This window comes from Streptomyces sp. Xyl84, from assembly GCF_059731885.1.
This window is the reverse complement of sequence record NZ_AP029182.1, coordinates 1,209,004-1,232,968: the sequence shown is the minus strand read 5'-3', so window position 1 is coordinate 1,232,968 and position 23,965 is coordinate 1,209,004. Positions and strand designations below refer to the sequence as shown.

The 23,965-nt window shown below is 75.2% G+C and carries 22 protein-coding genes; 14 read left to right on the top strand and 8 right to left on the bottom strand.

The window, feature by feature from the left end:
* Positions 1 to 660 (top strand): histidine phosphatase family protein, encoded by a 660-nt coding sequence (locus tag AC6I72_RS05295; RefSeq protein WP_497999700.1) that lies wholly within the window; start codon positions 1 to 3, stop codon positions 658 to 660.
* A 137-nt stretch (positions 661 to 797) separates the two neighbouring features.
* Positions 798 to 2,417: an ABC-F family ATP-binding cassette domain-containing protein gene (locus AC6I72_RS05290; RefSeq protein ID WP_497999699.1), complete on the top strand. Its 1,620-nt coding sequence runs from the start codon at positions 798 to 800 to the stop codon at positions 2,415 to 2,417.
* Between the two features lie 62 nt (positions 2,418 to 2,479).
* Here the strand turns inward: AC6I72_RS05290 and AC6I72_RS05285 are convergent, their stop codons facing one another.
* On the bottom strand, positions 2,480 to 3,598 hold the full coding sequence (locus AC6I72_RS05285; protein ID WP_497999698.1) for a baeRF2 domain-containing protein: 1,119 nt from the start codon (positions 3,596 to 3,598) through the stop codon (positions 2,480 to 2,482).
* Between the two features lie 58 nt (positions 3,599 to 3,656).
* Here AC6I72_RS05285 and AC6I72_RS05280 point away from each other — a divergent pair, with 58 nt between their 5' ends.
* Together AC6I72_RS05280 and AC6I72_RS05275 are read left to right on the top strand one after the other, a co-directional pair.
* Positions 3,657 to 3,935, top strand: coding sequence for a DUF6158 family protein (locus AC6I72_RS05280; protein ID WP_366726957.1), 279 nt, complete (start codon positions 3,657 to 3,659; stop codon positions 3,933 to 3,935).
* A gap of 309 nt (positions 3,936 to 4,244) precedes the next feature.
* Complete coding sequence (locus AC6I72_RS05275; protein WP_497999697.1) at positions 4,245 to 5,447, top strand: IS110 family RNA-guided transposase; 1,203 nt, start codon at positions 4,245 to 4,247, stop codon at positions 5,445 to 5,447.
* A gap of 259 nt (positions 5,448 to 5,706) precedes the next feature.
* Here the strand turns inward: AC6I72_RS05275 and AC6I72_RS05270 are convergent, their stop codons facing one another.
* Positions 5,707 to 6,249 (bottom strand): type 1 glutamine amidotransferase domain-containing protein, encoded by a 543-nt coding sequence (locus tag AC6I72_RS05270; RefSeq protein WP_497999696.1) that lies wholly within the window; start codon positions 6,247 to 6,249, stop codon positions 5,707 to 5,709.
* A 127-nt stretch (positions 6,250 to 6,376) separates the two neighbouring features.
* The gene (locus AC6I72_RS05265; RefSeq protein ID WP_497999695.1) at positions 6,377 to 6,778 is read right to left on the bottom strand and encodes a DUF2795 domain-containing protein; all 402 of its coding nucleotides are present in this window, start codon (positions 6,776 to 6,778) and stop codon (positions 6,377 to 6,379) included.
* Between the two features lie 214 nt (positions 6,779 to 6,992).
* On the opposite strand from AC6I72_RS05265, the gene AC6I72_RS05260 reads away from it, so the two are divergent.
* From AC6I72_RS05260 to AC6I72_RS05250, 3 genes are all read left to right on the top strand, one after another.
* A complete protein-coding gene (locus AC6I72_RS05260; RefSeq protein ID WP_497999694.1) occupies positions 6,993 to 7,874 on the top strand; it encodes a hypothetical protein in 882 nt (293 codons plus the stop codon).
* 790 nt (positions 7,875 to 8,664) lie between these two features.
* Positions 8,665 to 9,906: an aminotransferase class I/II-fold pyridoxal phosphate-dependent enzyme gene (locus AC6I72_RS05255; protein WP_498004597.1), complete on the top strand. Its 1,242-nt coding sequence runs from the start codon at positions 8,665 to 8,667 to the stop codon at positions 9,904 to 9,906.
* Complete coding sequence (locus AC6I72_RS05250; protein ID WP_497999693.1) at positions 9,903 to 11,081, top strand: MBL fold metallo-hydrolase; 1,179 nt, start codon at positions 9,903 to 9,905, stop codon at positions 11,079 to 11,081. The genes AC6I72_RS05255 and AC6I72_RS05250 overlap by 4 nt, the downstream gene beginning before the upstream one ends.
* Positions 11,082 to 11,172: 91 nt before the next feature.
* On the opposite strand, the gene AC6I72_RS05245 is transcribed toward AC6I72_RS05250, so the two are convergent.
* Together AC6I72_RS05245 and AC6I72_RS05240 are read right to left on the bottom strand one after the other, a co-directional pair.
* Positions 11,173 to 11,814 (bottom strand): DedA family protein, encoded by a 642-nt coding sequence (locus AC6I72_RS05245; RefSeq protein WP_497999692.1) that lies wholly within the window; start codon positions 11,812 to 11,814, stop codon positions 11,173 to 11,175.
* Entirely contained in the window at positions 11,811 to 12,584 is a 774-nt protein-coding gene (locus tag AC6I72_RS05240; RefSeq protein ID WP_497999691.1) for an MBL fold metallo-hydrolase, read from the bottom strand. Before AC6I72_RS05240 ends, AC6I72_RS05245 begins: the two co-directional genes overlap by 4 nt.
* An 86-nt stretch (positions 12,585 to 12,670) precedes the next feature.
* On the opposite strand from AC6I72_RS05240, the gene AC6I72_RS05235 reads away from it, so the two are divergent.
* From AC6I72_RS05235 to dnaK, 4 genes are all read left to right on the top strand, one after another.
* Positions 12,671 to 13,108 (top strand): hypothetical protein, encoded by a 438-nt coding sequence (locus AC6I72_RS05235; RefSeq protein ID WP_366726964.1) that lies wholly within the window; start codon positions 12,671 to 12,673, stop codon positions 13,106 to 13,108.
* A 210-nt stretch (positions 13,109 to 13,318) separates the two neighbouring features.
* On the top strand, positions 13,319 to 15,511 hold the full coding sequence (locus AC6I72_RS05230; protein ID WP_497999690.1) for an alkaline phosphatase family protein: 2,193 nt from the start codon (positions 13,319 to 13,321) through the stop codon (positions 15,509 to 15,511).
* A gap of 143 nt (positions 15,512 to 15,654) precedes the next feature.
* Positions 15,655 to 16,080, top strand: a complete 426-nt coding sequence (locus AC6I72_RS05225) for an OsmC family protein (RefSeq protein ID WP_497999689.1) — start codon at positions 15,655 to 15,657, stop codon at positions 16,078 to 16,080.
* A gap of 112 nt (positions 16,081 to 16,192) precedes the next feature.
* Positions 16,193 to 18,082, top strand: coding sequence for a molecular chaperone DnaK (gene dnaK, locus AC6I72_RS05220; RefSeq protein WP_497999688.1), 1,890 nt, complete (start codon positions 16,193 to 16,195; stop codon positions 18,080 to 18,082).
* A 278-nt stretch (positions 18,083 to 18,360) separates the two neighbouring features.
* On the opposite strand, the gene AC6I72_RS05215 is transcribed toward dnaK, so the two are convergent.
* The 3 genes from AC6I72_RS05215 to AC6I72_RS05205 are packed head-to-tail and all read right to left on the bottom strand — an operon-like array spanning position 18,361 to position 20,952.
* Complete coding sequence (locus AC6I72_RS05215; RefSeq protein WP_497999687.1) at positions 18,361 to 19,170, bottom strand: SAM-dependent methyltransferase; 810 nt, start codon at positions 19,168 to 19,170, stop codon at positions 18,361 to 18,363.
* Positions 19,171 to 19,196: 26 nt separating this feature from the next.
* On the bottom strand, positions 19,197 to 20,060 hold the full coding sequence (locus tag AC6I72_RS05210) for a Sco1979 family transcriptional regulator (protein ID WP_497999686.1): 864 nt from the start codon (positions 20,058 to 20,060) through the stop codon (positions 19,197 to 19,199).
* A gap of 52 nt (positions 20,061 to 20,112) precedes the next feature.
* Positions 20,113 to 20,952: a helix-turn-helix domain-containing protein gene (locus tag AC6I72_RS05205; protein ID WP_497999685.1), complete on the bottom strand. Its 840-nt coding sequence runs from the start codon at positions 20,950 to 20,952 to the stop codon at positions 20,113 to 20,115.
* A gap of 40 nt (positions 20,953 to 20,992) precedes the next feature.
* Here AC6I72_RS05205 and AC6I72_RS05200 point away from each other — a divergent pair, with 40 nt between their 5' ends.
* From AC6I72_RS05200 to AC6I72_RS05190, 3 genes are all read left to right on the top strand, one after another.
* Positions 20,993 to 22,102 carry an ADP-ribosylglycohydrolase family protein gene (locus tag AC6I72_RS05200; protein ID WP_497999684.1) on the top strand — a complete coding sequence of 370 codons (1,110 nt, stop codon included), beginning with the start codon at positions 20,993 to 20,995 and terminating at the stop codon, positions 22,100 to 22,102.
* A gap of 147 nt (positions 22,103 to 22,249) precedes the next feature.
* Positions 22,250 to 22,555: a 4a-hydroxytetrahydrobiopterin dehydratase gene (locus AC6I72_RS05195; protein WP_366726971.1), complete on the top strand. Its 306-nt coding sequence runs from the start codon at positions 22,250 to 22,252 to the stop codon at positions 22,553 to 22,555.
* A 28-nt stretch (positions 22,556 to 22,583) separates the two neighbouring features.
* A complete protein-coding gene (locus AC6I72_RS05190; protein WP_497999683.1) occupies positions 22,584 to 23,333 on the top strand; it encodes a class I SAM-dependent methyltransferase in 750 nt (249 codons plus the stop codon).
* The last annotated feature ends 632 nt before the right edge of the window (positions 23,334 to 23,965 follow it).

Here is a 23,965-nt window from a genome sequence, read left to right as displayed (position 1 = left end):
ATGCGCCTGCTGCTCGTCCGCCACGGCGAGACCCCGTCCAACGTCCACTCCCTGCTGGACACCGCCGTCCCGGGACCAGGCCTGACCGAACTCGGCACCCGGCAGGCCGCCGCGCTGCCCGAGGCGCTCGCCGACGAGGACATCGACGCCCTCTACGCCTCCCCTCTGGTGCGCACCCAGCTCACCGCCGCCCCGCTCGCCGCCGCCCGCGGACTCGACGTGATCGTCCGCGACGGCATCCGCGAGGTGTCCGCCGGGGACCTGGAACTGGAACCCGGCGACTCCGAACGCGGACAGCGCTACATGCGCACGGTCCTGGCCTGGGCCGACGGCCGGCGCGACCTGCGGATGCCGGGGCCGGGCGGGGAGAGCGGCACCGAGGCGCTGGCCCGGTACGACGCCGTCGTCGCCGAGGCCGCGGCCGGCGGCCTGCGGACCGTCGCCATGGTCAGTCACGGCGCGGCCATCCGCCTGTGGACCGCGGTGCGCGCCCGCAACCTCGACGCCCGGTTCGCCGCCGCCCACCCGCTGCGCAACACCGGCGTGGTGATCCTCGAGGGCACGCCCGAGGCCGGCTGGACGGCGCTGACCTGGGCGGGCGCCGTCGTGACCCCGGCACGCGCGGGAGGCCCGACGGGACGGCCCGTCGACGCCGGATGAGCGGACAGGCGGGAGCGACGCCGGGCGCCCTCCCGGGGGAGCCGCCGCCGGCCCGCGCACCGGGCGGGCGCCGCCGTACCGGGCCGGGGCGATAAGGGTTTGCCGCGGTCGGGGGGCCGCCGGGAGAATGCGGGACCATGGGACATCTGGAAGCCGCGCACCTGGAGTACTACCTGCCCGACGGGAGGGCGCTGCTCGGCGACGTGTCCTTCCGGGTGGGGGAGGGAGCCGTGGTGGCCCTCGTCGGACCCAACGGCGCGGGCAAGACGACCCTCCTGCGCCTGATCTCCGGCGAGCTGAAACCGCACGGCGGTACCGTCACCGTCAACGGCGGCCTCGGCGTGATGCGGCAGTTCGTGGGTTCCGTACGCGACGAGACGACCGTACGCGACCTGCTCGTCTCGGTCGCCCCATCGCGCATCCAGCAGGCCGCGCGCGCCGTCGACGCGGCCGAGCACGCCCTCATGACCGTCGACGACGAGGCCGCCCAGCTGCGCTACGCCCAGGCGCTCGCCGACTGGGCCGAGGCCCGCGGCTACGAGGCCGAGACGCTGTGGGACATGTGCACCACGGCCGCGCTGGGCGTGCCCTACGAGAAGGCGCAGTGGCGGCAGGTGCGCACCCTGTCGGGCGGCGAGCAGAAACGGCTGGTCCTGGAGGCGCTGCTGCGCGGCACCGACGAGGTGCTGCTGCTGGACGAGCCCGACAACTACCTCGACGTGCCGGGCAAGCGCTGGCTGGAGGAGCGGCTGCGGGAGACCCGCAAGACCGTCCTGTTCGTCTCCCACGACCGCGAACTGCTCGCGCGGGCCGCCGAGAAGATCGTCTCGGTCGAACCCGGCCCGGCCGGCGCCGACGCCTGGGTGCACGGCGCCGGCTTCGCCACCTACCACGAGGCCCGGCGCGAACGCTTCGCCCGCTTCGAGGAGTTGCGCCGCCGCTGGGACGAGAAGCACGCGCAGCTGAAGAAGCTGGTGCTCAACCTGCGCCAGGCCGCCGCCGTCAGCCACGAGATGGCCTCCCGCTACCAGGCCGCACAGACCCGGCTGCGCAAGTTCGAGGAGACCGGCCCGCCGCCCGAGCCGCCCCGCGAGCAGGACATCCGGATGCGCCTGAAGGGCGGCCGCACCGGCGTGCGGGCCGTCACCTGCCAGGGCCTGGAGCTGACCGGTCTCATGAAACCGTTCGACCTGGAGGTCTTCTACGGCGAACGGGTCGCGGTGCTCGGCTCCAACGGCTCCGGCAAGTCGCACTTCCTGCGCCTGCTCGCGGGCGGCGACGTGGCGCACACCGGTGCGTGGAAGCTCGGCGCCCGGGTGGTGCCCGGCCACTTCGCCCAGACCCACGCCCACCCGGAACTGGAGGGCCGCACCCTCCTGGACATCCTGTGGAAGGAGCACGCCCAGGACCGGGGGGCCGCGATGTCCCGGCTGCGCCGCTACGAGCTGACCGGGCAGGCCGAGCAGGCCTTCGACCGGCTCTCCGGCGGCCAGCAGGCCCGCTTCCAGATCCTGCTGCTGGAACTGGCGGGCGCCACCGCCCTCCTCCTGGACGAGCCCACCGACAACCTCGACCTGGAGTCCGCCGAAGCGCTCCAGGAAGGCCTCGAAGCCTACGAGGGCACGGTCCTCGCCGTCACCCACGACCGCTGGTTCGCCCGCTCCTTCGACCGCTACCTGGTCTTCGGCAGCGACGGCCGGGTCCGCGAGACCCCCGAACCGGTCTGGGACGAACGCCGGGTGGAACGGGCCCGGTAAGCCCCCACCGGACGGCCGCGGGCAGGCTGTCGGCGGCTCACCTACCGCGGCCCGCCGGCGGCTCACCTCCAGCGGAGGATCGCGCCCAGACCTCCGGCCGGTGCGTCCTCCTCCATGAGCGGCGCCACCGGGGTCAGGGAGAGGGCGGCGGCGTCCGTCGTCACCGCGGAGCGGATCAGCGCGTCGTCGGCCCGCGTGGACCACGCGTGCTGCTCGCCGAGCGCCTTCAGTTCCGTACGGCGCGCGGCCAGCTGGTCGGGGTCCTCGCCGATCCACACCTCACGGTGGGCGTCCGCCGCCTCGGGACGGATCAGCAGCTCCTCCAGCCGGTGCTCGCGGGCCGCCTCCACCAGCGCGGGCACCCCCTCCACCGCGCCGGACCGGCCCTCCCCGTCGGGTGCGCGGGCGGCCCGGAACCGGTCCAGTTCGCCGTCGATCCGGTCGCGTACGTGCTCGGCGCGCAACTGCTCCACGTCCTCGTCCAGCAGCCTGCTTCCGAAGCCGTGCGTCGCCTCCACGACCCGGTCGTGCAACCGGCGCGGCAGACGCCCGCGCACCTCGTGCCGTTCCCGCTGCTCACCCACCAGGATCAGCAGATCGGCCCGGGTCTCCTCCTGGCAGACGCTGAGCGCGTCGGCGATCTCGGCGGCGTTGTGCTCCCAGGTGTTCTCGACCTTCAGCTGGAAGTGCCGCTCCGACCAGTCGGGACCGCTCGTGGGGTGCACGGGCCACCGCCGGCCCGCCACCGCACCCGCCTCCCGCCGGCCCAGCGCGCTGCGCAGCTCGAAGTCGGCCCCCTTGCGGTCGACGTAGGCGACGATCGCGACCGGGTCCTCGCCCGCCAGGTCCAGCAGCGGCCCCACCCGCGGCAGCGGACCCCACTCCGCCCGGCTGCCGCCCTGCGGCGGGCGCGCCAGACGCGGGGCGAGCACCACCGTCCCGGTCCGGGCGAAGAAGGCCCGCCCGTGCGGGTCGGGGGAGTGGCGCAGCTCCTCCACGGCCGCCCCGACCGCCCGGCAGGTCGCCTCGTCGGCGCCGCGCCGCGCCAGCTCCCGCGCCATCGCCTGGGCCGTCAGGTGCAGCTCGTGGGCGGTGTCCTCCGTGTGCCGGGACGTGTCGACGTACACGGAGGCCCAGGGGCCCGGGTGTTCGTACAGTGGATGCAGAAAGGCGAGATCCATGGCTCCCTCCCGGGGTGCCGTCCGGTGGCAGTGCGCGCGGGGCGGGTACCCGGGAGGCATGGACGGACACGACGAGCGGGGCACCACCATGACCGGAGTCGACCCGGGACGGCTGGACGACCAGCAGCTCATGAAGGAGCTGGAGACCATCCACCGCACGCGCCACGACACCCTGCTGTACGGCTCCAACGACGCGCTGCGCATCCACAACGAGCGCATGGCGCAGCTCGAGGGCGAGTACCTGCGCCGCAACCCGCGGCGTCCCGTGGCCGCGGGCCGCACCCGCGAGGGGGCCAGGGAACGCTGCGGCGGGGGGTCGGCGACCCCGGGCCGCTGAAGGCGGGGGCGGGCGTCCGGTGTCGGCGGCAGCGGGAGGAATCCCGCCCCGTTATCTTTTTCGCGGTCCTGCAAGAGGGCCGCTGGCCTCCGGGCCCGGCATGACTGTTGCCCCCTGTCGATCGGATGACCTGGGGGGTGGTGTCACCGGGTCCGAGGGGTGCCGTCGGAGACGCTGATCAGAGGTCCGACCACCGTCCTGCCGGGCGCAATGCCCGGCCGCTCGCGGGCGGCAGGTCTGCATAACGTGGCTGCGCGAGAACGGCTCCCGACCCTGGGGCCGGCACGCATCGACGCATGTGGGGGCACGGTGATCAGCATCGACGGGGTGGACGTCTTCCTGGGCCTGGACGTCGGCAAGCAGACGCATCACGGACACGGTCTGACCCCGGCCGGGAAGACGGTCTTCGACAAGGCGTTGCCGAACAGCGAACCAAAGCTGCGGGCCGTCTTCGACAAGCTCAAGACCAAGTTCGGCACCGTCCTGGTGGTCGTGGACCAGCCCGCCTCCATCGGCGCCCTGCCGCTGACCGTCGCCCGGGACACCGGCTGCCAGGTCGCCTACCTGCCCGGCCTGGCAATGCGCAGGATCGCCGACCTCTACCCCGGCGAGGCCAAGACCGACGCGAAGGACGCCGCCGTCATCGCGGACGCCGCCCGCACCATGCCCCACACCCTGCGCACCCTCGACCTGACCGACGAGGCCACCGCCGAGCTGACCATGCTGGTCGGCTTCGACCAGGACCTCGCCGGCGAGGCCAACCGCACCTCCAACCGCATCCGCGGCCTGCTCACCCAGTTCCACCCCAGCCTCGAACGCGTCCTCGGCCCCCGCCTGGACCACCAGGCCGTCACCTGGCTCCTCGAGCGCTACGGATCCCCGCAGGCCCTGCGCAAGGCAGGCCGCCGCAGGCTGGTCGAGATCGTCCGTCCGAGGGCACCGCGGATGGCCGAGCGGCTGGTCGACGACATCTTCACCGCACTCGACGAACAGACCGTCACCGTCCCCGGCACCGGCACTCTCGACGTGATCGTCCCGTCGCTGGCGAAGTCGCTGGCCGCCGTCCACGAACAACGCCGGGCCCTGGAGGCCAGGATCGAAGCCCTGCTGGAGACCCACCCTCTTTCCCAGGTCCTGACCTCGATGCCCGGCATCGGAGTCAGGACCGCCGCAGTCCTCCTGACCACCGTCGGCGACGGCAGCAGCTTTCCCACCGCCGCCCACCTCGCCTCCTACGCCGGCCTCGCCCCGGCAACCCGGCAGTCCGGCACCTCGATCCACGGCGAACACGCCCCCAGAGGCGGCAACCGGCAGCTGAAACGGGCGATGTTCCTCTCCGCGTTCGCGGCCCTGCACGATCCCGCCTCCCGCACCTACTACGACCGCTGCCGAACCCGCGGCAAAACCCACACCCAGGCCCTCCTCCGCCTCGCCCGCCACCGCATCAGCGTCCTCTTCGCCATGCTCCGCGACGGAACCTTCTACGAACCGAGGAGCCCCCGCATCGCTTGACGAAAGACAATAGAGGCACCCCCCCGCGCCCCGGTCGCCCCCGTCGGCCACCGGCCACACACCCGTCAGCGGTCACAGTTCAGAGGTCACAGTCGCGCCCGTCGGCCCGCTTCCTGCGGCGGGCCGACGGGCACCTGTTCGTTCTTCCTCGGCTGCATTCCCCGGCTGCCGGGGCTGCCGCCTCCCACGGTCGGAGCTGCCGGGCCGGCCGGCCCGGACTGACCGTGCTCGCCGGGGCGGGCGGCCGGCCGCGGGCCGGTCAGCCGCTCTGATGCCCGAACACGTCCAGGAAGGCTTCGCAGAACGCCTTCAGGTCGTCCGGCTTGCGGCTGGTGATCAGCTTGTTCGGGCCGCCCTCGCAGATCTTCACCTGCTCGTCGACCCAGGTGCCGCCCGCGTTGCGGATGTCCGTCCGCAGGCTCGGCCAGGAGGTCAGGACGCGGTCGCGTACGACGTCCGCCTCGACCAGCGTCCAGGGCGCGTGGCAGATGGCCGCGACCGGCCTGCCCTGCTGGAAGAAGTCCTTCACGAACGCGACGGCCTTCTCGTCCGTGCGCAGGAAGTCGGGGTTGGCCACGCCGCCCGGCAGGACCAGCCCGCCGAAGGAGTCGGCCGAGGTGTTCCCGACGACCTCGTCGACCGGGAACGTGTCCGCCTTGTCCAGGTGGTCGAACGCCTGGATCTCGCCGGGCGCCGTGGACACCAGCACGGGTTCGTGCCCGGCGTCCTTCGCCGCCTTCCAGGGCTCGGTCAGCTCGACCTGCTCCACGCCCTCGGGTGCCGTCAGAAAAGCGATGCGCATGATGGTTCGGAGTCCTTTCGTCGTCCTCGTGAACGGGGCCGCCCTCGTACACGGGTCGCCCCCGTACCAGGGAGGACGGTTCGCGGTCGGCCGGGGGTGTCCCGGCGTGCGTCGGCCCGGGCCGGGCCTACGCGCGGTCCTCGCGCGCGGGCCGCTCGGTGTGGGTCAGTTCCTTGGCCAGCTCCTGGACGTTGGCGTACTGCGCCTTGCGCGGCAACCGCTCCAGCGCGTCGACCAGCGCGTCGGGCGCGTTCTTGCGGCGCAGCACGCGCGCCAGTTCGGACGGGCCCGCGGGGAAGGCGCTGCGGCCAAGGATCCTGGCCAGCTCAAGGCGGACGGTCTCCAGGGAGGCCCGGGAACCGCCCGGTGCCACCGGGCCGCCCCAGACCTCGGGGTCGTCCTCGGCGGTCGGCTCCGGGTCGTGCCACTCCTCGCTGCGCGTGGGATGGCCGGACCGGAGCAGTCCCTGCAGTTCGTGCTTCATCTCGTCGTCACGGTGGACACTCAGCCGGTCACTGCCTCGCTGCATGTCTCCCTCCAGATCGGTCGGGGTGGCTGCCGCGTACCCGTGCACACGGAACCGACACGGCCTGTCCGCGCCGGATGACAGATCACCCGATAGGCCGCCGCCGTCCCGCGAATGGGGCTCGGCCGCGCGCGGCCCGCGACCCGGGGGGCTGTGATGGCGGGGAAGACACGCGCGACGTGCCGTCCGCCGACCGCCGGTCCGAGGAGTTCCGCCCATGCGCCGTACCGCCCCCCGCGCCCTGTCCGCCGCCGCCCTGGCCGCCCTCATAGCGGGCTCCGCCGCGTCGGCCGTCGCGGCGGCCGACGCGGCCGGCCCCGCGGCCCACGTGAACAGCCCGGTGAACACCCGTGTACAGGCCTACCTCGGCGGTGCGGTCCGTGCACCGGGGCCCAGGAGCGCGGGGGCGGCCGGACCGGTGCGCGGCGATGCCCTCCCGGGGGCTGCCGCGGCCGGGACCGGCCCGGCGTACGCCCCCGCCCTGGCCGCTCCGGCGCCCCGGGCCTCCGCTCCCGGCGACGGACTCCTCGACCCCGCCGATGACCCGCTGCTGCGGGACGCGCTGGCGCACGACCCGGCCCTCATCGGGGCTTCCCCGCGCCCCCTCCAGGACGGGGCGCCCTCCAGCAGCCGGGCCGGCGACCCGTCCTACGGCCCGCTCGCGGGCACCGCCTCGTACGACCCCTCCCACGGCACCTCCGCGGCAACCCCCGGCCGCGACCAGACGGCGCAGGCGTCGCCCTCGCGCACACCCGCCCGTATTGACGGTTCGCGCGAACCGGGCCGGGACGAGGCCACCCGCGCCCCGGGCCGGGACCCGAGCCCGCACGGCCAGGCCACCCGCGACCCCGGCTCGGGCTGCACCGACCGCGACCGCGGCGGCGAGGGCGGGAGCGACGACGGCGGCGGGGACGGGGACGGCGCGTGGACGAGGGGCGGGTCCTGTGCGGGGTCGGCCGCCGAACACGGCGTGCAGGCCGGTACGGGCGGCTCGTTCACCGCGTCGCTGCCCGCGCTGATCGGCGGCGGGACCCTCATCGCCATCGCGCTCTGCGGCGCCGCGCACCGCGTGTGGCGGCGCAGGCGAGCGGACGGCTGACCGGGCCGCGGGACACCGCATGGACCTCCCGAACCCGCCCCCACCCCGGTCGCCGGGCCGGCCGCGGCCCCCTGTGACCGGCACGGTCCGGCCCGCCTGCCATGGAACGGCACGGGCCGGGGTACTCGCACGCCGAGGGCACGGCGCCCACGGAGACCGCAGCACCGGCGCTCGCCGTACGGACGGACCCGCCACCGGCGGCGGCCACGGCTGCCGCGGGCACGGTCCGGCCCGGGGCCGGACCCACCGCCCCGCGCGGACCCCGGCCACCGGACCGGCCCCGGGACGGACCGGAGGCCGTACCCGCACCGGGGCCGGCGGTGGACCGGGCCGCGGCGCGGGGTGCCGCGGTGGGCGCCGGGCGCGGCCCCCGTACCCGTGCCCGTACGGACCGGCGGCACGGCACGGCACCAGGGACTGCGCGGAGGTACCCATGCGGCGGACGGCCCCCGAAGGCCACGGCCCGGGCCCGGCTCACGGCGGTCCGGGCCGGGACGGCGGCCAAGGCCCCGGCTCCGCTCACGGCGGCCCGGGCCAGGGCTCGGGCGGCAACGACCCAGGTCCCGGTCACGACCGTCCGGGCCAGGACTGCGGCCGCGACCCAGACTCCGGTTTCGGCGGCCCGAGCCAGGACTCCGGCACCGGCCCCGGCAATGGCGGCGCGGGCCACGACTCCGGCCCCGGTCCCGGCGACGGCGGCCCGAGCCAGGACTCCGGCACCGGCCCCGGCAACGGCGGCCCGGGCCACGACTCCGGCCACGGCCCCCGTGACGGACGCGGCCCGGGTCGCATGCGCGGTGAGGGGCACGGTCCCGTCCGCTACGGGCCCTCCGCGCTGCCCGACGACGGACTGCCCGTCCTGCCGGAACTGTCCGCCGCGCTCGCCGCCTCCGCCGGACGGCGCGCGGAGCGGCCGATCGGCGGAGGCGCCGCGCTCCTGGCCGCGGCGGCCGGCTACTGGCAGCGGCGCGGCCTGGCCACCACGCCCGACCGGGTGGCCGTCGCACCCGGCGCGCCCGCCCTCCTGCTCGCCCTGACCGCCGCCCTCGGCGGCGACGTCCTCGTGCCCCGGCCGTGCGCCGCCTGGTGGGTGCCCTCCGCACGCCTGCTCGGCAGGCCCGCCTTCCCCGTGGCGACACCGGCCGAGTGCGGCGGCGTACCCGACCCGTACGCGCTGCTGGAGACGGTGCGCAGGGTCCGCGCGGAGGGCGGCGACCCGCGGCTGCTGGTGCTGGCGGTCGCCGACGACCCGACCGCGACCGTGGCACCGCCGGAGCTGCTGCACGAGACCGCCGAGGCGGCGGCGGGCGAGGGCCTGCACCTGGTCAGCGACGAGACGTGGCGCGACACCGTGCACGCACCGCACGAGACGGTGCTGCTCAGCCCCGCCGAGATGCTGCCCGACCGGGTCACCGTCGTCACCGACCTCGCCGGTGCCTTCCTGCCCTCGGGCTGGCCCGCCGCGGTCGCCCGCTTCCCGGACGGCGCGAGAGGCGACGCGCTGCACGCACGCGTGCTCGACATCCTCACCGCCCTGGACGCCCGCGTCGCCGAGCCCGTCGCCGCCGCTGCCGGCTACGCCCTGGACGAACCCGAGCCCGTCACCACGCGTCTGGCCGCCACCGTGCGCCTGCACGCGCGCCTGGCCCGCGCCGTGCACGGCGCGGTCGTCGCCGCCGGCGCGCTGGCCCGGCCGCCGCAGGCCGGGCGCCACCTCTACGCCGACCTCGGTCCGCTGCGCCCCGCGCTCGCCGCCCACGGGGTCGGCGACGCACAGGAACTGGAGGAGTTCCTCAGTGCCCGCACGGGGCTGAGGGCGCCGGGCGGCCACCGCTTCGGGGACGACCTCGGCGCGTTGCGCGTACGGCTGGCCGGCGCCGACCTGCTCGGCGGCACGGACGAGGAGCGGGCGCGCTGCCTGCTGTCCCCGGAGCCGTTGGAACTGCCGCACGTGCGCAGCGCGTTGATCTCCTTGAGGTCGGTCTTCGACGATCTCCGTGACGATGCCCGGCGATGGGAGCCTCATCGATGACGCAGCAGTCCGAGCCGACCCCGACCGCGCCCCCCACCCCGCCCCCCTCCGTCACCAGCGCGTCCCCCTCCACCACCGCGCCTCCCTCCACCGCCCCGACCGCCTCCGCCCTCACTCCGCCTCCGCCCGGCCCCCCGGCCGTGGGCGTCCGGGAGGCCGACGGCCCTGCGGCCCCCGCCGCGCTCGCCTCCCCGGCCGCGCCGTTCCCGCCGCTGGCCGAACCGCGCCCGCTGGGGGAGCGGCGGGTGTGGCCGCGCGCCTTCCACGACCGGCTCACCGCCCCGCTGCCCGGTCTGAAGGCCTTCGCCCGGTTCGCCAGGGAGGGCGCGGTCCGGCCGGGCAAGGAGGGGCTGGCCGACATCCCCCTGCTGCCCTACGAGCCGGGCCCGCTGCCGCGTGTGGACAGCCGCACCGTCGCCGTCACCTGGGCGGGGCACGCCAGCTGGGTCGTGCGGATCGGCGGGCTGACCGTGCTGACCGACCCGGTGTGGTCGCGCCGGATCGTCGGCACCCCCGCCCGCATCACCCCCGTCGGCGTCGCCTGGGAGGCCCTCCCGCCCGTCGACGCGGTCGTCATCAGCCACAACCACTACGACCACCTCGACGCCCCCACCCTGCGCAGACTCCCGCGCGACACGCCGGTGTTCGTCCCGGCCGGGCTCGGCCGCTGGTTCCGGCGCAGGCGGTTCACCCGCGTCACCGAGCTGGACTGGTGGGAGGCGGCCCGGCTCGACGGGGTCCGCATCGACTTCGTCCCCGCCCACCACTGGTCCAAGCGCACCCTCACCGACACCTGCCGCAGCCTGTGGGGCGGCTGGGTGCTCACCGCCCCCGACGGACAGCGCGTCTACTTCGCCGGGGACACGGGCTACGGCCACTGGTTCTCCCGGATCGGCCGCCGCTACCCCGGCATCGACCTCGCCCTGCTCCCCATCGGCGCCTACGACCCCCGCTGGTGGCTCAGCGACGTCCACTGCGACCCGGAGGAAGCGGTCCGGGCCGCCCAGGACCTCGGCGCGCGCCGGATGGCCCCGATGCACTGGGGCACGTTCGTGCTGTCCGCGGAACCGGTCCTGGAACCGCTCACCCGTGTCCGGGTGGCCTGGGACAAGGCGGGCCTGGCCCGGGAGGACCTGTGGGACCTCCCGGTGGGCGCGTCCCGGGTGCTGGACTGAGAGCCGCGGACACCAGAGGAGTCCGAGCCGGGCGCCCGCCGCGTTCGCGGCTCCGCGCCCCGGGCGGCCGGGAGCGACGTGCCGCGGCGGGTCAGTTCGAGCGGTGCGCCGGGGCCGACCGGCGGATCCTGCGCCACACGCCCGGGGCCGCGCCGACCAGCACCGTCAGGGCGATCGCGGCGACCACGCCCTCCCACGGCTCAGGGAACAGCGAACCGCCGAGGATGCCGATCACCTGGTACGTCACCGCCCAGGCCAGACAGGCGGGCAGGTTACCGCGGGAGAAGCGGCGCAGCGGCCAGCCGGCCAGCAGGCAGGCCAGCATCACCGGTATGCGCCCGGCCGGGACCAGACGCGAGAGCACCAGCACCGCGACGCCGTGCTCGCCGAGCTTCTCCTGCGCCTGCGCGAGCCGCTCCTCCGGCGCGCGCGAGCGGATCGCCGCCAGCCAGCGCGAACCGTTCTTCGAGCGGAGCCCGCGCCGGCCCAGCCAGTACAGCGCGGCGTCCCCGAGGAAGGCGGCCAGCGACGCCGTCACGAACACCAGTGCGAGCGAGAAGGGTGCCGTCTGGTGCACGGCCACCACCGCCGCCGAACTGACCAGCGCCCCCGTCGGCACCACCGGGACCAGCGCCCCGACCAGCACCAGCAGGAACAGCGACGGATAGCCGAGCGCCTGCTGCGTGGACTCCGGCGGCACCACCGTCGTCACGGCGGCGGCGAGCCGTATCACCGGGCGACCTCCAGCCGCACACTCTCCCCGTGCCCGAGCCGGTGCACCGCCACCCCCGGCGCGCGCAGCGCCGCATGGCGCACGAACTCCTCGCCCGGCGCATGGAACTCGTGGGGGCGCACGGCGTCCATCCCGATCGGCCAGTACGTGCCGTAGTGCACCGGTACGGCGCTGCGCGGCGCGAGCCGGGCCAGCGCGTGCGCCGCCCGCTCCGCGTCCAGGTGCCCCTCGCCGAGGTACGGCCCCCAGCCGCCCACCGGCAGCAGTGCCACGTCCACCGGCCCGACCTCCTCGGCCATCGTCTCGAACAGGCCGGTGTCCCCGGCGAAGTACGTCCGGGCGGCGCCCTCCACGACGTAACCGAGCGCCGGTGAGCGGTGCGGTCCGACCGGCAGCCGCCGCCCGTCGTGGCGGGCGGGCACCACGCGGACGACCAGCCCGCCGACCTCGACCCGGTCCCCGGGCGTCACCTCGGTCATCCGCAGTCCGGTGAGCCGCCGCAGGCCCGGCACCGCCCGCGGCGCCCCCCGCGGCACCAGCAGCCGGGTGCCCGGGGCGAGCCGGGCCAGCGAGGGGACGTGCAGATGGTCGGCGTGCAGATGGGAGACGAGCACCACGTCCGCCTGCCGGGCGCCCGGCGGCGGCAGCGCGCCGCGGCGCCGCCGCAGGTGCGCGAGGCGGCGGGCGAACAGCGGATCGGTCAGCACACGCACGCCCGAATCCTCGACCGTGCACGTCGCGTGACCCCACCAGGTGATCTCCACCGGCACCTTCTTTGCCTCCTTCGCGCGACTCCCCCTGAGCCTACGTGCAGGGGTAGTGTCGGCGGCCGGAACCCGGAGGTGAGGGAGACTCCATGGGACATGTGCGGGACGCCCGCGGCCGGACCGCCGCGACGCCGGTCCGCGTGACGGCGATCGCCAGCCTGACCCCCCTGGAGGAGCTGAACGAGGACCCCTTCCTCGTGGACTCCCGCAGTCAGTACGCGATGTGCGCCCGCTGGGCGGCCGAGCACGGCTACGTGATCGCGCGCGAGCTTCTCGTACGGGGGCTGCGCATCGACCACCGCGCCCTGTGGGACGGCGTCCGGCCGGGCGTCGACCTGTTCGTCGCCCCCAGCCGCCGGGTGCTGGAGCGGGCGCTGTCCTCCGTCGAGGAGTTCACCGCGGAGTGCGCCCGGCGCGGCGTCCGTGTGGAGACGGTCGGCTGCGCCGAGCCGTCCTACGACGCCCAGATGAAGGCCCGCGTCCACCGCCGTCTGTCCATGCCGACAGCGGGCTACGACGGCCGGTAGCCGCCCCGGCCGGCACCCGCCCGGTGATCCGGGCGCCCCTGCGGCCCCCTGGTGCCTCCTGTCGCCCCGTGGGCGGGCGGACCGGCGGCGCGCTGGGCGTGTGACAAGCTGGAGCGGGCCCGTGCGGACGACCGGGCCGGGACGTGAGGTGCGGGAGTGCGAGGCGGGTGGTGGCGGCGGGCCGCCAGTCAGGCGGGTCGGAGTGTCACGGTGTGGGCCGTCTCCACGGTCACGATGCTGCTGCTCGCCGGGATCCTGCCGGACTTCCGGCTCCAGTCCGCCGACGGCGACAGCGCCACCACCGTCGCCGTGACCGCGGCCCTCGGCGCGGGCGCCTTCGGTGTCCTGTCGGCGGTCGTGTGGCCGCTGCTGGTCCGGCTGCTGCTGCTCGTGCCCGCCCTGGTCCTCGGCCTGCTGGTGTTCTTCCTGAACGGCTCGCTGCTCCTGCTCGCCCTGCGCGTCAACCCCTCCGGGCATCCGCAGGCCGCGCCCGAGACCGCGGTCATCGTGGCCGCCGTGATGTCCGCGGTGGCCTCCGCCACCGGCGGCGCCCTCGCCGTCCGTGACGACGAGGCCTACCGGCGCCGGCTCCACCGGCTCGCCGACCGCCGCCGCAGACGGCAGCCGCCCTGCTCGACGACGCCCGGCACGGTCGTCGTCCAGCTCGACGGCGTCGGCCACGACGTCCTGCGGGACGCCGTGGCCGGCGGGCTGATGCCGACCGTCGCCCGCTGGCTCGGCATCAGCGCGGACACCGGCGCCGACGCGGACACCAGCGCCGGCACGGGCACCGTCACCGGCGCGAGCACCGGCACCGACGCCGGTGCGCCAGCCCGTGCCACCGCGACCCGCGCCGCCACCGTGCCCCGCCCTGCCACCGCCACCGGCCGTGTCACAGCCACCGGCCGTCCCCTGCCCGCGCAGCCGCCCACCCACCGCCTCACGCCCTGGCGCACCGACTGGTCCAGCCAGACCGGCGCCAGCCAGCTCGGCATCCTGCACGGCAGCAACCACGACGTCCCCGCCTTCCGCTGGTACGAGAAGGAGACCGGCGAGGTGATGGTGTGCAACCGCCCCGCCAGCGCGGTGGAACTCCAGCGCAGGGCCGTCGAACGCACCCGCGACGGCGGACTGCTCACCGCCGACGGCGCCAGCCGCGGCAACCTGTTCAGCGGCGGTGCCGACGAACTCGCCCTCGTCCTGTCCGTCTCCGCGCGCCGCGGCCGGGACAACCGTTCCCGCGCGGGCTACTTCGCCTACTTCTCCGACCCCGCCAACGCGGTGCGCACCGCGCTGTCCTTCGGCGCGGAGGTCGCCCGCGAGATCGGCGAGTCGCTCCGCGCCCGTTTCCGCGGGCAGCGCCCCCGCGTCTCGCGCGGCGGCCTCTACCCGCTCGTGCGCGCCTTCGCGACCGTTGTCGAACGGGACGTGGTGGTGGCCGCCGTCATGGGCGACCTGCTCGCCGGCCGCACCGCCGTCTACGCCGACCTGGTCGCCTACGACGAGGTCGCCCACCACTCCGGGCCGCACAGCCGGGACGCGGCCAAGGTGCTGCGGCGCCTGGACCGCGCGCTCGCGCTGATCGAGAACGTCGCCGAGCACGCCCCGCGTCCGTACCGGATCGTCGTCCTGTCCGACCACGGCCAGAGCCCCGGCGAGACCTTCCACGCACGCTACGGCCTCACCCTCGGCGACCTGGTCCGGGCCGGCTGCGGACTGCACGTGCCCCGCAAGGCCGGGCGGACCCGCAGCGGCGCCGAGGCACGGGCCGCCGTACGGGCCGCGCTGCGCCGCCCCGTCGAGGAGCCGGGTGAGCGGCACGCGGGCACGGGCCGCCGCTCCGAGCCCGTCGTGCTGGCCTCGGGCAACCTCGGCCTGGTCTCCTTCCCGGACGTGCCGCACCGCATGAGCCGGGAGGAGATCGACGCCCGCCACCCCGCTCTGCTGCCCACCCTCGCCAACCACCCCGGCATCGGCTTCCTGCTCGTGCGCAGCGAGGAGCACGGCGCGGTGGTGCTCGGCGCGCGCGGCGCGCAGACACCGCTGGCCGACCTCGACACCGACCCCGGGCCGCTGGCCGCGTTCGGGCCCGGCGCGGCCGACGCCGTCCGCCGCACCGACTCCTTCCCGCACACCGCGGACATCATGGTCAACTCCAGTTACGACCCGGCCGACGGCGAGGTCCTCGCCTTCGAGGAGCAGATCGGCTCGCACGGCGGCCTCGGCGGGGCGCAGGGCCGCCCCTTCCTGCTGTCGCCGCTGGTCTGCTCGGCGCCCGCCGAGGACGGCGCGGACCTCGTCGGCGCGGAGGAGGTCCACCGGGTGCTGCGCCGCTGGCTGCGCGAGGCCGCCGGCGGCCCCCAGGTGCCCCGCCCGGCCCCGGCCGAGGAGCGGGCCGCCTGATCGCACCCGGCCCGCCGCGGCAGTCCGGGGCGCAACGCCCCCCGGTACACGCCGTTCACCGGGTACGTGCCGCGCGGATGTGATCGGATGGGGGCGATGGAACCCGGGAACCGGGCACCTAGGCGAAAGGTATGGAACACACCGTGGCAACCACGCGCACCGCTCACACCGTCTGGGAAGGCAACCTGCTCGAGGGCAAGGGCGTCGTCACCTTCGACTCCTCCGGCATCGGCGAGCAGCCGGTGTCGTGGCCGTCGCGCGCCGAACAGGCCAACGGGAAGACCAGCCCCGAGGAACTGATCGCCGCCGCCCACTCCAGCTGCTTCTCCATGGCGCTGTCGCACGGCCTGGCCGGTGCCGGCACCCCGCCCACCAGCATCCGCACCAAGGCCGACGTCACCTTCCAGCCGGGTGAGGGCATCACCGGCATCCACCTGACCGTCGAGGGCACCGTCCCCGGCATCGACGACGACGCGTTCGCCGCCGCCGCCGAGGACGCCAAGAAGAACTGCCCGGTCAGCCAGGCCCTGACCGGCACGGCGATCACCCTGGACGCCAAGCTCGCCTGACCCGGCGAGAACGAACCGCGGCGCCGCACCCCGCTCACGCGAGGGGTGCGGCGCCGTCGTGTTTCCCCGCCCGCCTGGGTACCCGCAGGGAAGAGGCGGAAAGGGGACGGCCATGGCACGTGCGGTCGGGATCGATCTGGGGACGACGAACTCGGTGGTGGCCGTCCTGGAGGGCGGCGAACCCACCGTCGTCGCCAACGCGGAGGGCGCGCGGACCACCCCGTCGGTCGTGGCGTTCGCCAAGAGCGGCGAGGTGCTCGTCGGCGAGGTCGCCAAACGGCAGGCGGTGACGAACGTGGACCGCACCGCCCGCTCCGTCAAACGCCACATGGGCGACGCGCACTGGCGCTTCCCCGAGCAGGGCTCCGTCGACGGCACCCGCTACCGGGCGCAGGAGCTGTCCGCGCGGGTGCTGCAGAAGCTGAAGCGGGACGCGGAGGCCTACCTCGGTGAGGACGTCACGGACGCGGTGATCACCGTGCCGGCGTACTTCGACGACGCCCAGCGGCAGGCGACGAAGGAGGCCGGGGAGGTGGCCGGCCTGAAAGTGCTGCGGATCATCAACGAGCCCACGGCCGCCGCCCTCGCCTACGGACTGGACCGGGGCGAGGAGCAGACCGTGCTCGTCTTCGACCTCGGCGGCGGCACCTTCGACGTCTCCCTGCTGGAGATCGGCGACGGAGTCATCGAGGTCAAGGCCACCAACGGCGACACGCACCTGGGCGGCGACGACTGGGACCAGCGGATCGTCGACCACCTGGTCACACGGTTCAAAGGGCAGTACGGCATCGACCTGGGCAACGACAGGATGGCGGTGCAGCGGCTGCGCGAGGCCGCGGAGAAGGCGAAGATCGAGCTGTCCTCGTCGACGGAGACCTCGATCAACCTGCCGTACATCACCGCCTCCGCCGAAGGCCCGCTGCACCTGGAGGAGAAGCTCACCCGGGCCCAGTTCCAGGAACTCACCGCCGACCTGCTGGAGCGCTGCAAGAAGCCCTTCCACCAGGCCGTGGACGACGCGGGCGTCAAGCTCTCCGCCATCGACCACGTGATCCTCGTCGGCGGCTCCACCCGGATGCCCGCCGTCACCGGCCTGGTGCGCGAACTCACCGGCAAGGACCCGCACAAGGGCGTCAACCCCGACGAGGTGGTCGCCGTGGGCGCCGCCCTCCAGGCGGGTGTGATCCGCGGCGACGTGAAGGACGTCCTGCTCCTGGACGTCACCCCGCTGTCCCTGGGCATCGAGACCAAGGGCGGCATCATGACGAAGCTGATCGAGCGCAACACGACGATCCCGACGCGGCGTTCGGAGATCTTCACCACCGCGACCGACAACCAGCCCTCGGTCGGCATCCAGGTCTACCAGGGCGAACGTGAGATCGCCGCGTACAACAAGAAGCTCGGCGTCTTCGACCTCACCGGGCTGCCGCCCGCCCCGCGCGGGGTGCCGCAGATCGAGGTGGCCTTCGACATCGACGCCGACGGGATCATGCACGTCTCCGCCAAGGACCTGGCCACCGGCCGCGAGCAGAAGATGACCGTGACCGGCGGCTCCGCCCTGCCCAAGAACGACATCGACCGCATGATGCGCGAGGCGGAGCAGTACGCCGAGGAGGACCGCACCCGCCGCGAGGCCGCCGAGACCCGCAACCAGGCCGAGCAACTCGTCTACCAGACCGAGAAGTTCCTCCGCGACAACGGCGACCGGATACCGGCCGGGACGAGGAGCGAGGTCGAGTCGGCCGCCGCCGAGGTGAAGGGCCTGCTGGAAGGCGACACGGACACCACCGCCCTGCGCACCGGCGTCGACAAGCTCGCCGCGGTCAGCCAGAAGATGGGGCAGGCCATGTACGCCGAGGCCGCCCAGGACCGCCCGCACCCGGCGGAGGACGGCGAGGGCATGGGCCGGCACACCGGCACGCAGGAGGAGGAGGGCGTGGTGGACGCGGAGATCGTCGACGAGGACCGGGACGAGCGCAACCCCAAGGGCGGATCCGCCTGACCCGGCCCCGGCCACCTCGACCGCAGCCGTGCCCCCGCCGCAGCCGGCCCCGGCCCGGCCCTCGGCACAGCGCGGCCGCCGGTCGCTGTCCGGGCTCCGCGTGCAGACGGGCCGCGGCCCCCAGCGGCCGTCCGGACCGGTTCTCCGCCCGGCCGGCCCTTGACCGCCGTCCGGCCCCGGCCGCCGTCCGGTCCCTCCCGCAGCCCGTCCCGCGCCCCGCGTCCGCCGCCCCCGCGTCCGCGGCCCCCGCGTCCGCCGCCTCGGCGTTCGCCCGCCGGTCAGTCCTTGACCGCCACCCCCGCGTACACCGGCACGATGCCCTCCGCCTGGGCCGCCACGTCCTCCGGCTCCGGCCGCCACCCGGTCACCGGGATGATCCCCGGTCCCAGCAGCCGCAGCCCCGTGAAGAAACGCGAGAACTCGGCCAGGGAGCGCGGGAAGAAGGGCGTGCCGCCCCGGCGGAACAGGGCGGCGGCCTTCCCGACCGCCTGTGGATTCAGGTCCGCGGTCACCTGGGACACGATCAGATGACTGCCGGGGGCGAGCGCGTCGACGTAGTGCCCCAGCAGGCCGTGCACGTCGTCGGTGTCGTCCGAGAGGTAGTGGGTGAGCGCGACCAGCGACAGGGCCACCGGCCGCGTGAAGTCCAGGGAGCCGGCGGCCAGCCGCAGGATCCGCTCCGGGTCGCGGACGTCGGCGTGCACGTAGTCGGTGCCGCCCTCCGCGGAACCGTGCAGCAGCGCCTCGGCGTGCCGCAGCACGATCGGGTCGTTGTCCGCGTACACGATCCGCGCCCCGGGCGCGACCCGCTGGGCCACCTGGTGCAGATTGGGCTCCGTCGGGATGCCGGTGCCGATGTCCAGGAACTGCCGCACGCCCGCCTCGGCGGCCACCCGGGTCGCCCGGTGCATGAACCGGCGGTTGGCGCGCGCCCCGCGGACGACCGTGTCGTCCACCGCGAGGATCCGGCGGGCCAGCTCCTCGTCCACCGGGTAGTTGTCCTTGCCGCCCAGCCACCAGTCGTAGACCCGCGCCGGATGCGGACGGCTGGTGTCGACACGGACGGGCGCGGTCTCGGATCCGGTCATGCGGTGACTGCTCCTCGGTCGTCTGGTCAGTAGCTCTCGCGGCACTCCCGCAGCAGCTGCCGGGTGCGTTCGGCCGTGGCGGCACGGGCGATCATGTGGTCGAGGACCTCCAGGTGCGCGGAGACCTCCTTGCGCGAGTCCAGGTACAGCGCGCCGGTCAGGTACTCGGTGTAGACCAGGTCGGGCAGCTCCGGCTCGGCGAAGCGGAACAGGGAGAACGGGGCGTACGTCCCCGGATGCGGGCCGTCCGCGAACTCCGCGACCTGCACCGTCACCCGGTCCCGCTCGGTGTACTCCAGCAGTTTGTCCAGCTGCCCGCGCATCACCTCGCCGCGGATGCTCACCGGCCGCCGCAGCACCGTCTCCTCGACGATCACCCACAGGTGCGGCGGGTCCGGCCGCTCCAGCAGCGCCTGCCGGGCCATGCGCAGCGACACGTGCCGCTCGATCGCGTCCGGGCCCCTCTGCCCGACCGTGCCGGCCTCCAGCACGGCACGCGCGTACTCCTCCGTCTGCAGCAGACCCGGCACGAAATGCGGCTCGTAGGAACGGATCAGCCGGGCCGCGCCCTCCAGGCTCACGTACAGGCTGAACCACTCCGGCAGCACGTCGTGGTACCGCTGCCACCAGCCCGGCTCGTTGGCCTCCTCGGCCAGCCGCACGAAGGTGGCCGCCTCCTCCTCGTCCACCCCGTACGTCGCCAGCAGCACCTGCACGTACGGGATCTTCAGCGAGACCTCGGCCAGCTCCATGCGCCGCACGGTCGCGGCGGCCACCCGCAGCACCCGGGCGGCCTCCTCACGGCTGAGACCGGCCGCGTCGCGCAGCTCCTGCAGCCTCCTGCCGAGCACCACCTGACCCACGGTGGGCGCGGGCCGCCGCTCACTCACGCCACGCCTCCCCACGCGCGCCGACATCCGCGCAGCAGTGTGTCACACCCGGTCAAGGCATCATCGAATGAAGGTACTTCACGGTCGCCGGGTCGGCCGGCAGGAACGTCTCGATCGCCAGCTCCGCCACCGTCACGTCCATCGGCGTGTTGAACGTGGAGATCGAGGACACGAACGACAGCACCTGGCCCTCGTGCTCGATCCGCATCGGCAGCGCGAAGTACGGCACCTCGCCGGCCGCCTCGTCCGGCACCGCCCCCGCGGCCGCCTCCGGCAGCGGATAGCCCGCCACCTCCTCGTACAGCTCCCGCAGCGCCGGCGAGCGGTGCAGCGCGATCTGCCGCTCCATCTGCGCCAGCAGATGCCCCCGCCACTCGCGCAGATTGCGGATGCGCGGCGCCAGCCCCTCGGGGTGCAGGGTCAGCCGCATCGCATTCAGCGGCGGGACGAGCAGCTCCTCCGGAACACCCTCCAGGAGCATCGCCACACCCCGGTTGGCCGTCACCACGTCGTACACCGCGTCGACCACCAGCGCCGGATACGGCTCGTAGCCCCGGATCAGCCGTTCGAGGCCCTCGCGCAGCGCGCCCAGCGCCGGGTCGTCCAGCGGCGTCTCCGGATAGCGCGGCGCGTAACCGGCCGCCAGCAGCAGCGCGTTGCGCTCCCGCACCGGAACCTCCAGGTGTTCGGCCAGCCGCAGCACCATCTCCTCGCTCGGCCGGGACCGGCCCGTCTCGATGAAACTGATGTGCCGGGCCGAGGAGTCGGCGCGCAGCGCCAGCTCCAGCTGGCTGATCCGCCGCCGCTCCCGCCAGGCCCGCAGCAGCGGCCCCGCGCCGCGGCCGGCGGGGGCGGTGGGAATCAGGACGTCACCGGTCGCGAGAATGGTCATACGTACGACCGTAGTCGAACCGCTGTGGAGGAGTGGGCGCATGAGCGAGCTGTGGAAGCCGTCCGGGGAGGCGACGGCCGTGTACCGGGCCAGGGTGCGCGGCTGTCTGCTGGGCGGGGCCGTCGGGGACGCTCTCGGCTACCCGATCGAGTTCAACGCCCTGGACCGCATCCGCGCCACCCACGGCCCGCGCGGCCTCACCGGCCTGGTCACCGCCTCGGCCGACGCCGGATCGGTCGCCCTGATCAGCGACGACACCCAGATGACCCTGTTCACCGCCGAGGGCATCCGCCAGGCCCGGCAGTACGGCCACGGCCCCCGGCTGGGCAGCGGGGGCTTCCGGATGGTGCGCTGGGCCTACGAACGCTGGCTGGAGACCCAGCGCCGCACCGGACCGCAGGAGAGCGAACTCGCCCGGCCCGCCGGCGGCGGCTACGAGGGCCCGCGCGGCGGCCTGGTCACCGAGGCCTGGCTGTACTCCCGCCGCGCGCCCGGCAACGCCTGCCTGTCCGGGCTCGCCCTCGACCTCGTCCCCGACCCGGCCGCCGTGCTCGGCCCGCCCGGACCCATCAACCCCGACTCCAAGGGCTGCGGCGCGGTGATGCGCTCGGCGCCCTTCGGCCTCACCGGCGCCACCCCCGAAGAGGCCTTCGACAGCGCCGCCCGCTGCGCCCAGATGACCCACGGCCACCCCACCGGCTACTACGCGGCCGGCGCCTTCGCCGCGCTCATCGCCTGCCTCGTCGCCGGGGACTCCGTCGAGGGAGCGGCGCTGCGCGCGCTGCGCCTGCTCGGCCGCCACACCGGCCACGAGGAGACCAGCGCCGCCCTCACCCAGGCGCTCGACCTGGCCGCCGAAGGCACCCCGAGCGCGGAACACGTCGAACGGCTCGGCGCCGGCTGGGTCGCCGAGGAGGCCCTGGCCATCGGCGTCTACGCGGCCCTCGCCGCCTCCGGCGTCGAGAACGCCCTGCTGCTGGCCGTCAACCACTCGGGCGACAGCGACTCGACCGGGTCGGTCTGCGGCAACATCCTCGGCGCCCGCCACGGCGACCACGGCCTGCCGCACAGCTGGGTGGAGCGCGTGGAGGGGCGGGCCCGGATCGCCGCGCTGGCCGACGACCTGGCGGCCGGATCCCTCCCCGGCTGAGCCCGGGCCCGCGTCCGGCCCGGGACCCGGCGGCCTTCCTGTGGCAGGCTGAACAGCGCAGGCCGACCGGGCGCCCGGCCCGGTGGGCCCGCACACCGTCACCACAGGAGCGCGCCGCCCGGCGGTGCCCAGGAAGGGAGCCGGCCCATGCCCGTCGCACCGCTGTCCCAGAAGGAGATCGAGGACCGGCTGGCGGAACTGCCCGGCTGGTCCCTCGACGGGGACCGCCTCACCCGCTCCTACCGGCTCGGCTCGCACTTCGCGGCGACCGCGATGGTGGTGCACATCGCCCAGGTGCAGGAAGAGCTGGACCACCACTCCGACCTGACCCTCGGCTACAACACCGTCTCCCTCGCCGTGAACACGCACAGCGCGGGCGGCGCGGTCACCGAGCTGGACTTCCGGCTCGCCCACCGGGTGCAGGAACTGGCCCCGGTCCACGGAGCGCACTGAACCGGGCCGGACGGGGCGGGGGGACCGCGTGCTGGACTACGACCAGGAAGCCGAACGCTACGACAGCGCCCGCGGCGGCGAACCCCGGGCCGCCGCCGCGGCCGGGGCGGTCCTCGGCCTGCTGCCCGCGGACGTCCGGGACCTGCTGGACACCGGCTGCGGCACCGGCATCGTGACCCGCCGCCTCGCAGCCGGCCGGCCCGCGGCCCGGGTGACCGGCGTCGACCTGGCGCCGGCCATGACCCGCAGGGCCGCCGAGCGCCTGCCCGGCGCCGTCGTGCGCGCCGACGCCCGGCGGCTGCCCTTCCCCGACGGCTGCTTCGACGCGGTCACCAGCGTCTGGCTGCTCCACCTCGCACCGAGCGACGCCGACGCGCGCGCCGTCGTCGCCGAGTGCGCCCGCGTGCTGCGCCCCGGCGGGGTGTACGTCACCACGGTCGGCAAGGCCGCCGCGCACAACGTGGGCAGCGACATCGACGCCGTGCTCGCCTCCCGGCCGCCCAGCCCCGCCCCGGACGCGGACGCTCTCGTCACGGGGTACGCCGTGGCGTACGGCCTGGTACCGGCCGGGGCGGCGGAGTTCCGCGGCGCCGGCCAGGGCCGCAGCCCCCGCCGTACCATCGCCGACCTGCGGCGCGGCTGGTTCATGACGCTGCCGCCGGGCGGCCCGCTCGCCGACGCCTTCGCGGCCCGGCTGGCGGCCCTGCCCGACCAGGACCGCCCGCGGCCCGACCCGGTCTTCCGCCTGCGCGCGTACCGCAGAGCAGTCACGGGCTGAGTCCACGACCCCGGGCGACGGGGCGACCGGCGCCCGGTGACCGGGAGCCGTACCGCCCCCCCGCCGGTCCGCGCGGGGCGCGGAACGGGAGGTCGTTTCCACGGCCCGGAGCCGGTCCGGGCCGGCTCGGCGTGCGCGAGGCGCGGGCCGGCAGCGGCCTTCGCGCCGCCGGCGTGTGCGGGGCGCGTGCCTGGGCCGGCACGCGCCCCGCGCCGTACGCGGAGCCGTCAGCGGGGACTTGGGCGAGTGGCTCCGCGTACGAACCCATGGCCGGGGCGCTGTCCGCCCCGGTCCGCAACCGGTCGCGCCGCGCGGGGCGGCGCGCGGCGCCGCCCGTCAGGTGGGTGCATGAACGGTCCTCTCCTTGCGGCTCGGAAGACGGGGAGGAGCGGGGAGGAACGGAGAGGTGGAGCGGGGGAAGCGGGGAGGTGCGACAAGACCTGACCAGTGGGAGCGCTCCCATAGTGCGGACCTGTCAGGGAACGGTCAAGTCCTTGAGGGGGCGAAAAAGATTCGGGACCCCTCCGCCGGGCCGGGGCCGGGGAAATCCGCCGAAAGTCAGGAAGCCCCCTGGCCTTCACCGGCGCTTGGCGCTACCTTCACTCGCACCAGTGGGAGCGGTTCCATCAGTC

Bases quoted from the DNA above. Each gene is read 5' to 3' on its own strand.
- AC6I72_RS05295 (WP_497999700.1), top strand. From the start codon at position 1: ATGCGCCTGCTGCTCGTCCGCCACGGCGAGACCCCGTCCAACGTCCAC.
- AC6I72_RS05290 (WP_497999699.1), top strand. From the start codon at position 798: ATGGGACATCTGGAAGCCGCGCACCTGGAGTACTACCTGCCCGACGGG.
- AC6I72_RS05285 (WP_497999698.1), bottom strand. From the start codon at position 3,598: ATGGATCTCGCCTTTCTGCATCCACTGTACGAACACCCGGGCCCCTGG.
- AC6I72_RS05280 (WP_366726957.1), top strand. From the start codon at position 3,657: ATGGACGGACACGACGAGCGGGGCACCACCATGACCGGAGTCGACCCG.
- AC6I72_RS05270 (WP_497999696.1), bottom strand. From the start codon at position 6,249: ATGCGCATCGCTTTTCTGACGGCACCCGAGGGCGTGGAGCAGGTCGAG.
- AC6I72_RS05265 (WP_497999695.1), bottom strand. From the start codon at position 6,778: ATGCAGCGAGGCAGTGACCGGCTGAGTGTCCACCGTGACGACGAGATG.
- AC6I72_RS05260 (WP_497999694.1), top strand. From the start codon at position 6,993: ATGCGCCGTACCGCCCCCCGCGCCCTGTCCGCCGCCGCCCTGGCCGCC.
- AC6I72_RS05255 (WP_498004597.1), top strand. From the start codon at position 8,665: ATGCGCGGTGAGGGGCACGGTCCCGTCCGCTACGGGCCCTCCGCGCTG.
- AC6I72_RS05250 (WP_497999693.1), top strand. From the start codon at position 9,903: ATGACGCAGCAGTCCGAGCCGACCCCGACCGCGCCCCCCACCCCGCCC.
- AC6I72_RS05235 (WP_366726964.1), top strand. From the start codon at position 12,671: ATGGGACATGTGCGGGACGCCCGCGGCCGGACCGCCGCGACGCCGGTC.
- dnaK (WP_497999688.1), top strand. From the start codon at position 16,193: ATGGCACGTGCGGTCGGGATCGATCTGGGGACGACGAACTCGGTGGTG.
- AC6I72_RS05215 (WP_497999687.1), bottom strand. From the start codon at position 19,170: ATGACCGGATCCGAGACCGCGCCCGTCCGTGTCGACACCAGCCGTCCG.
- AC6I72_RS05205 (WP_497999685.1), bottom strand. From the start codon at position 20,952: ATGACCATTCTCGCGACCGGTGACGTCCTGATTCCCACCGCCCCCGCC.
- AC6I72_RS05200 (WP_497999684.1), top strand. From the start codon at position 20,993: ATGAGCGAGCTGTGGAAGCCGTCCGGGGAGGCGACGGCCGTGTACCGG.
- AC6I72_RS05195 (WP_366726971.1), top strand. From the start codon at position 22,250: ATGCCCGTCGCACCGCTGTCCCAGAAGGAGATCGAGGACCGGCTGGCG.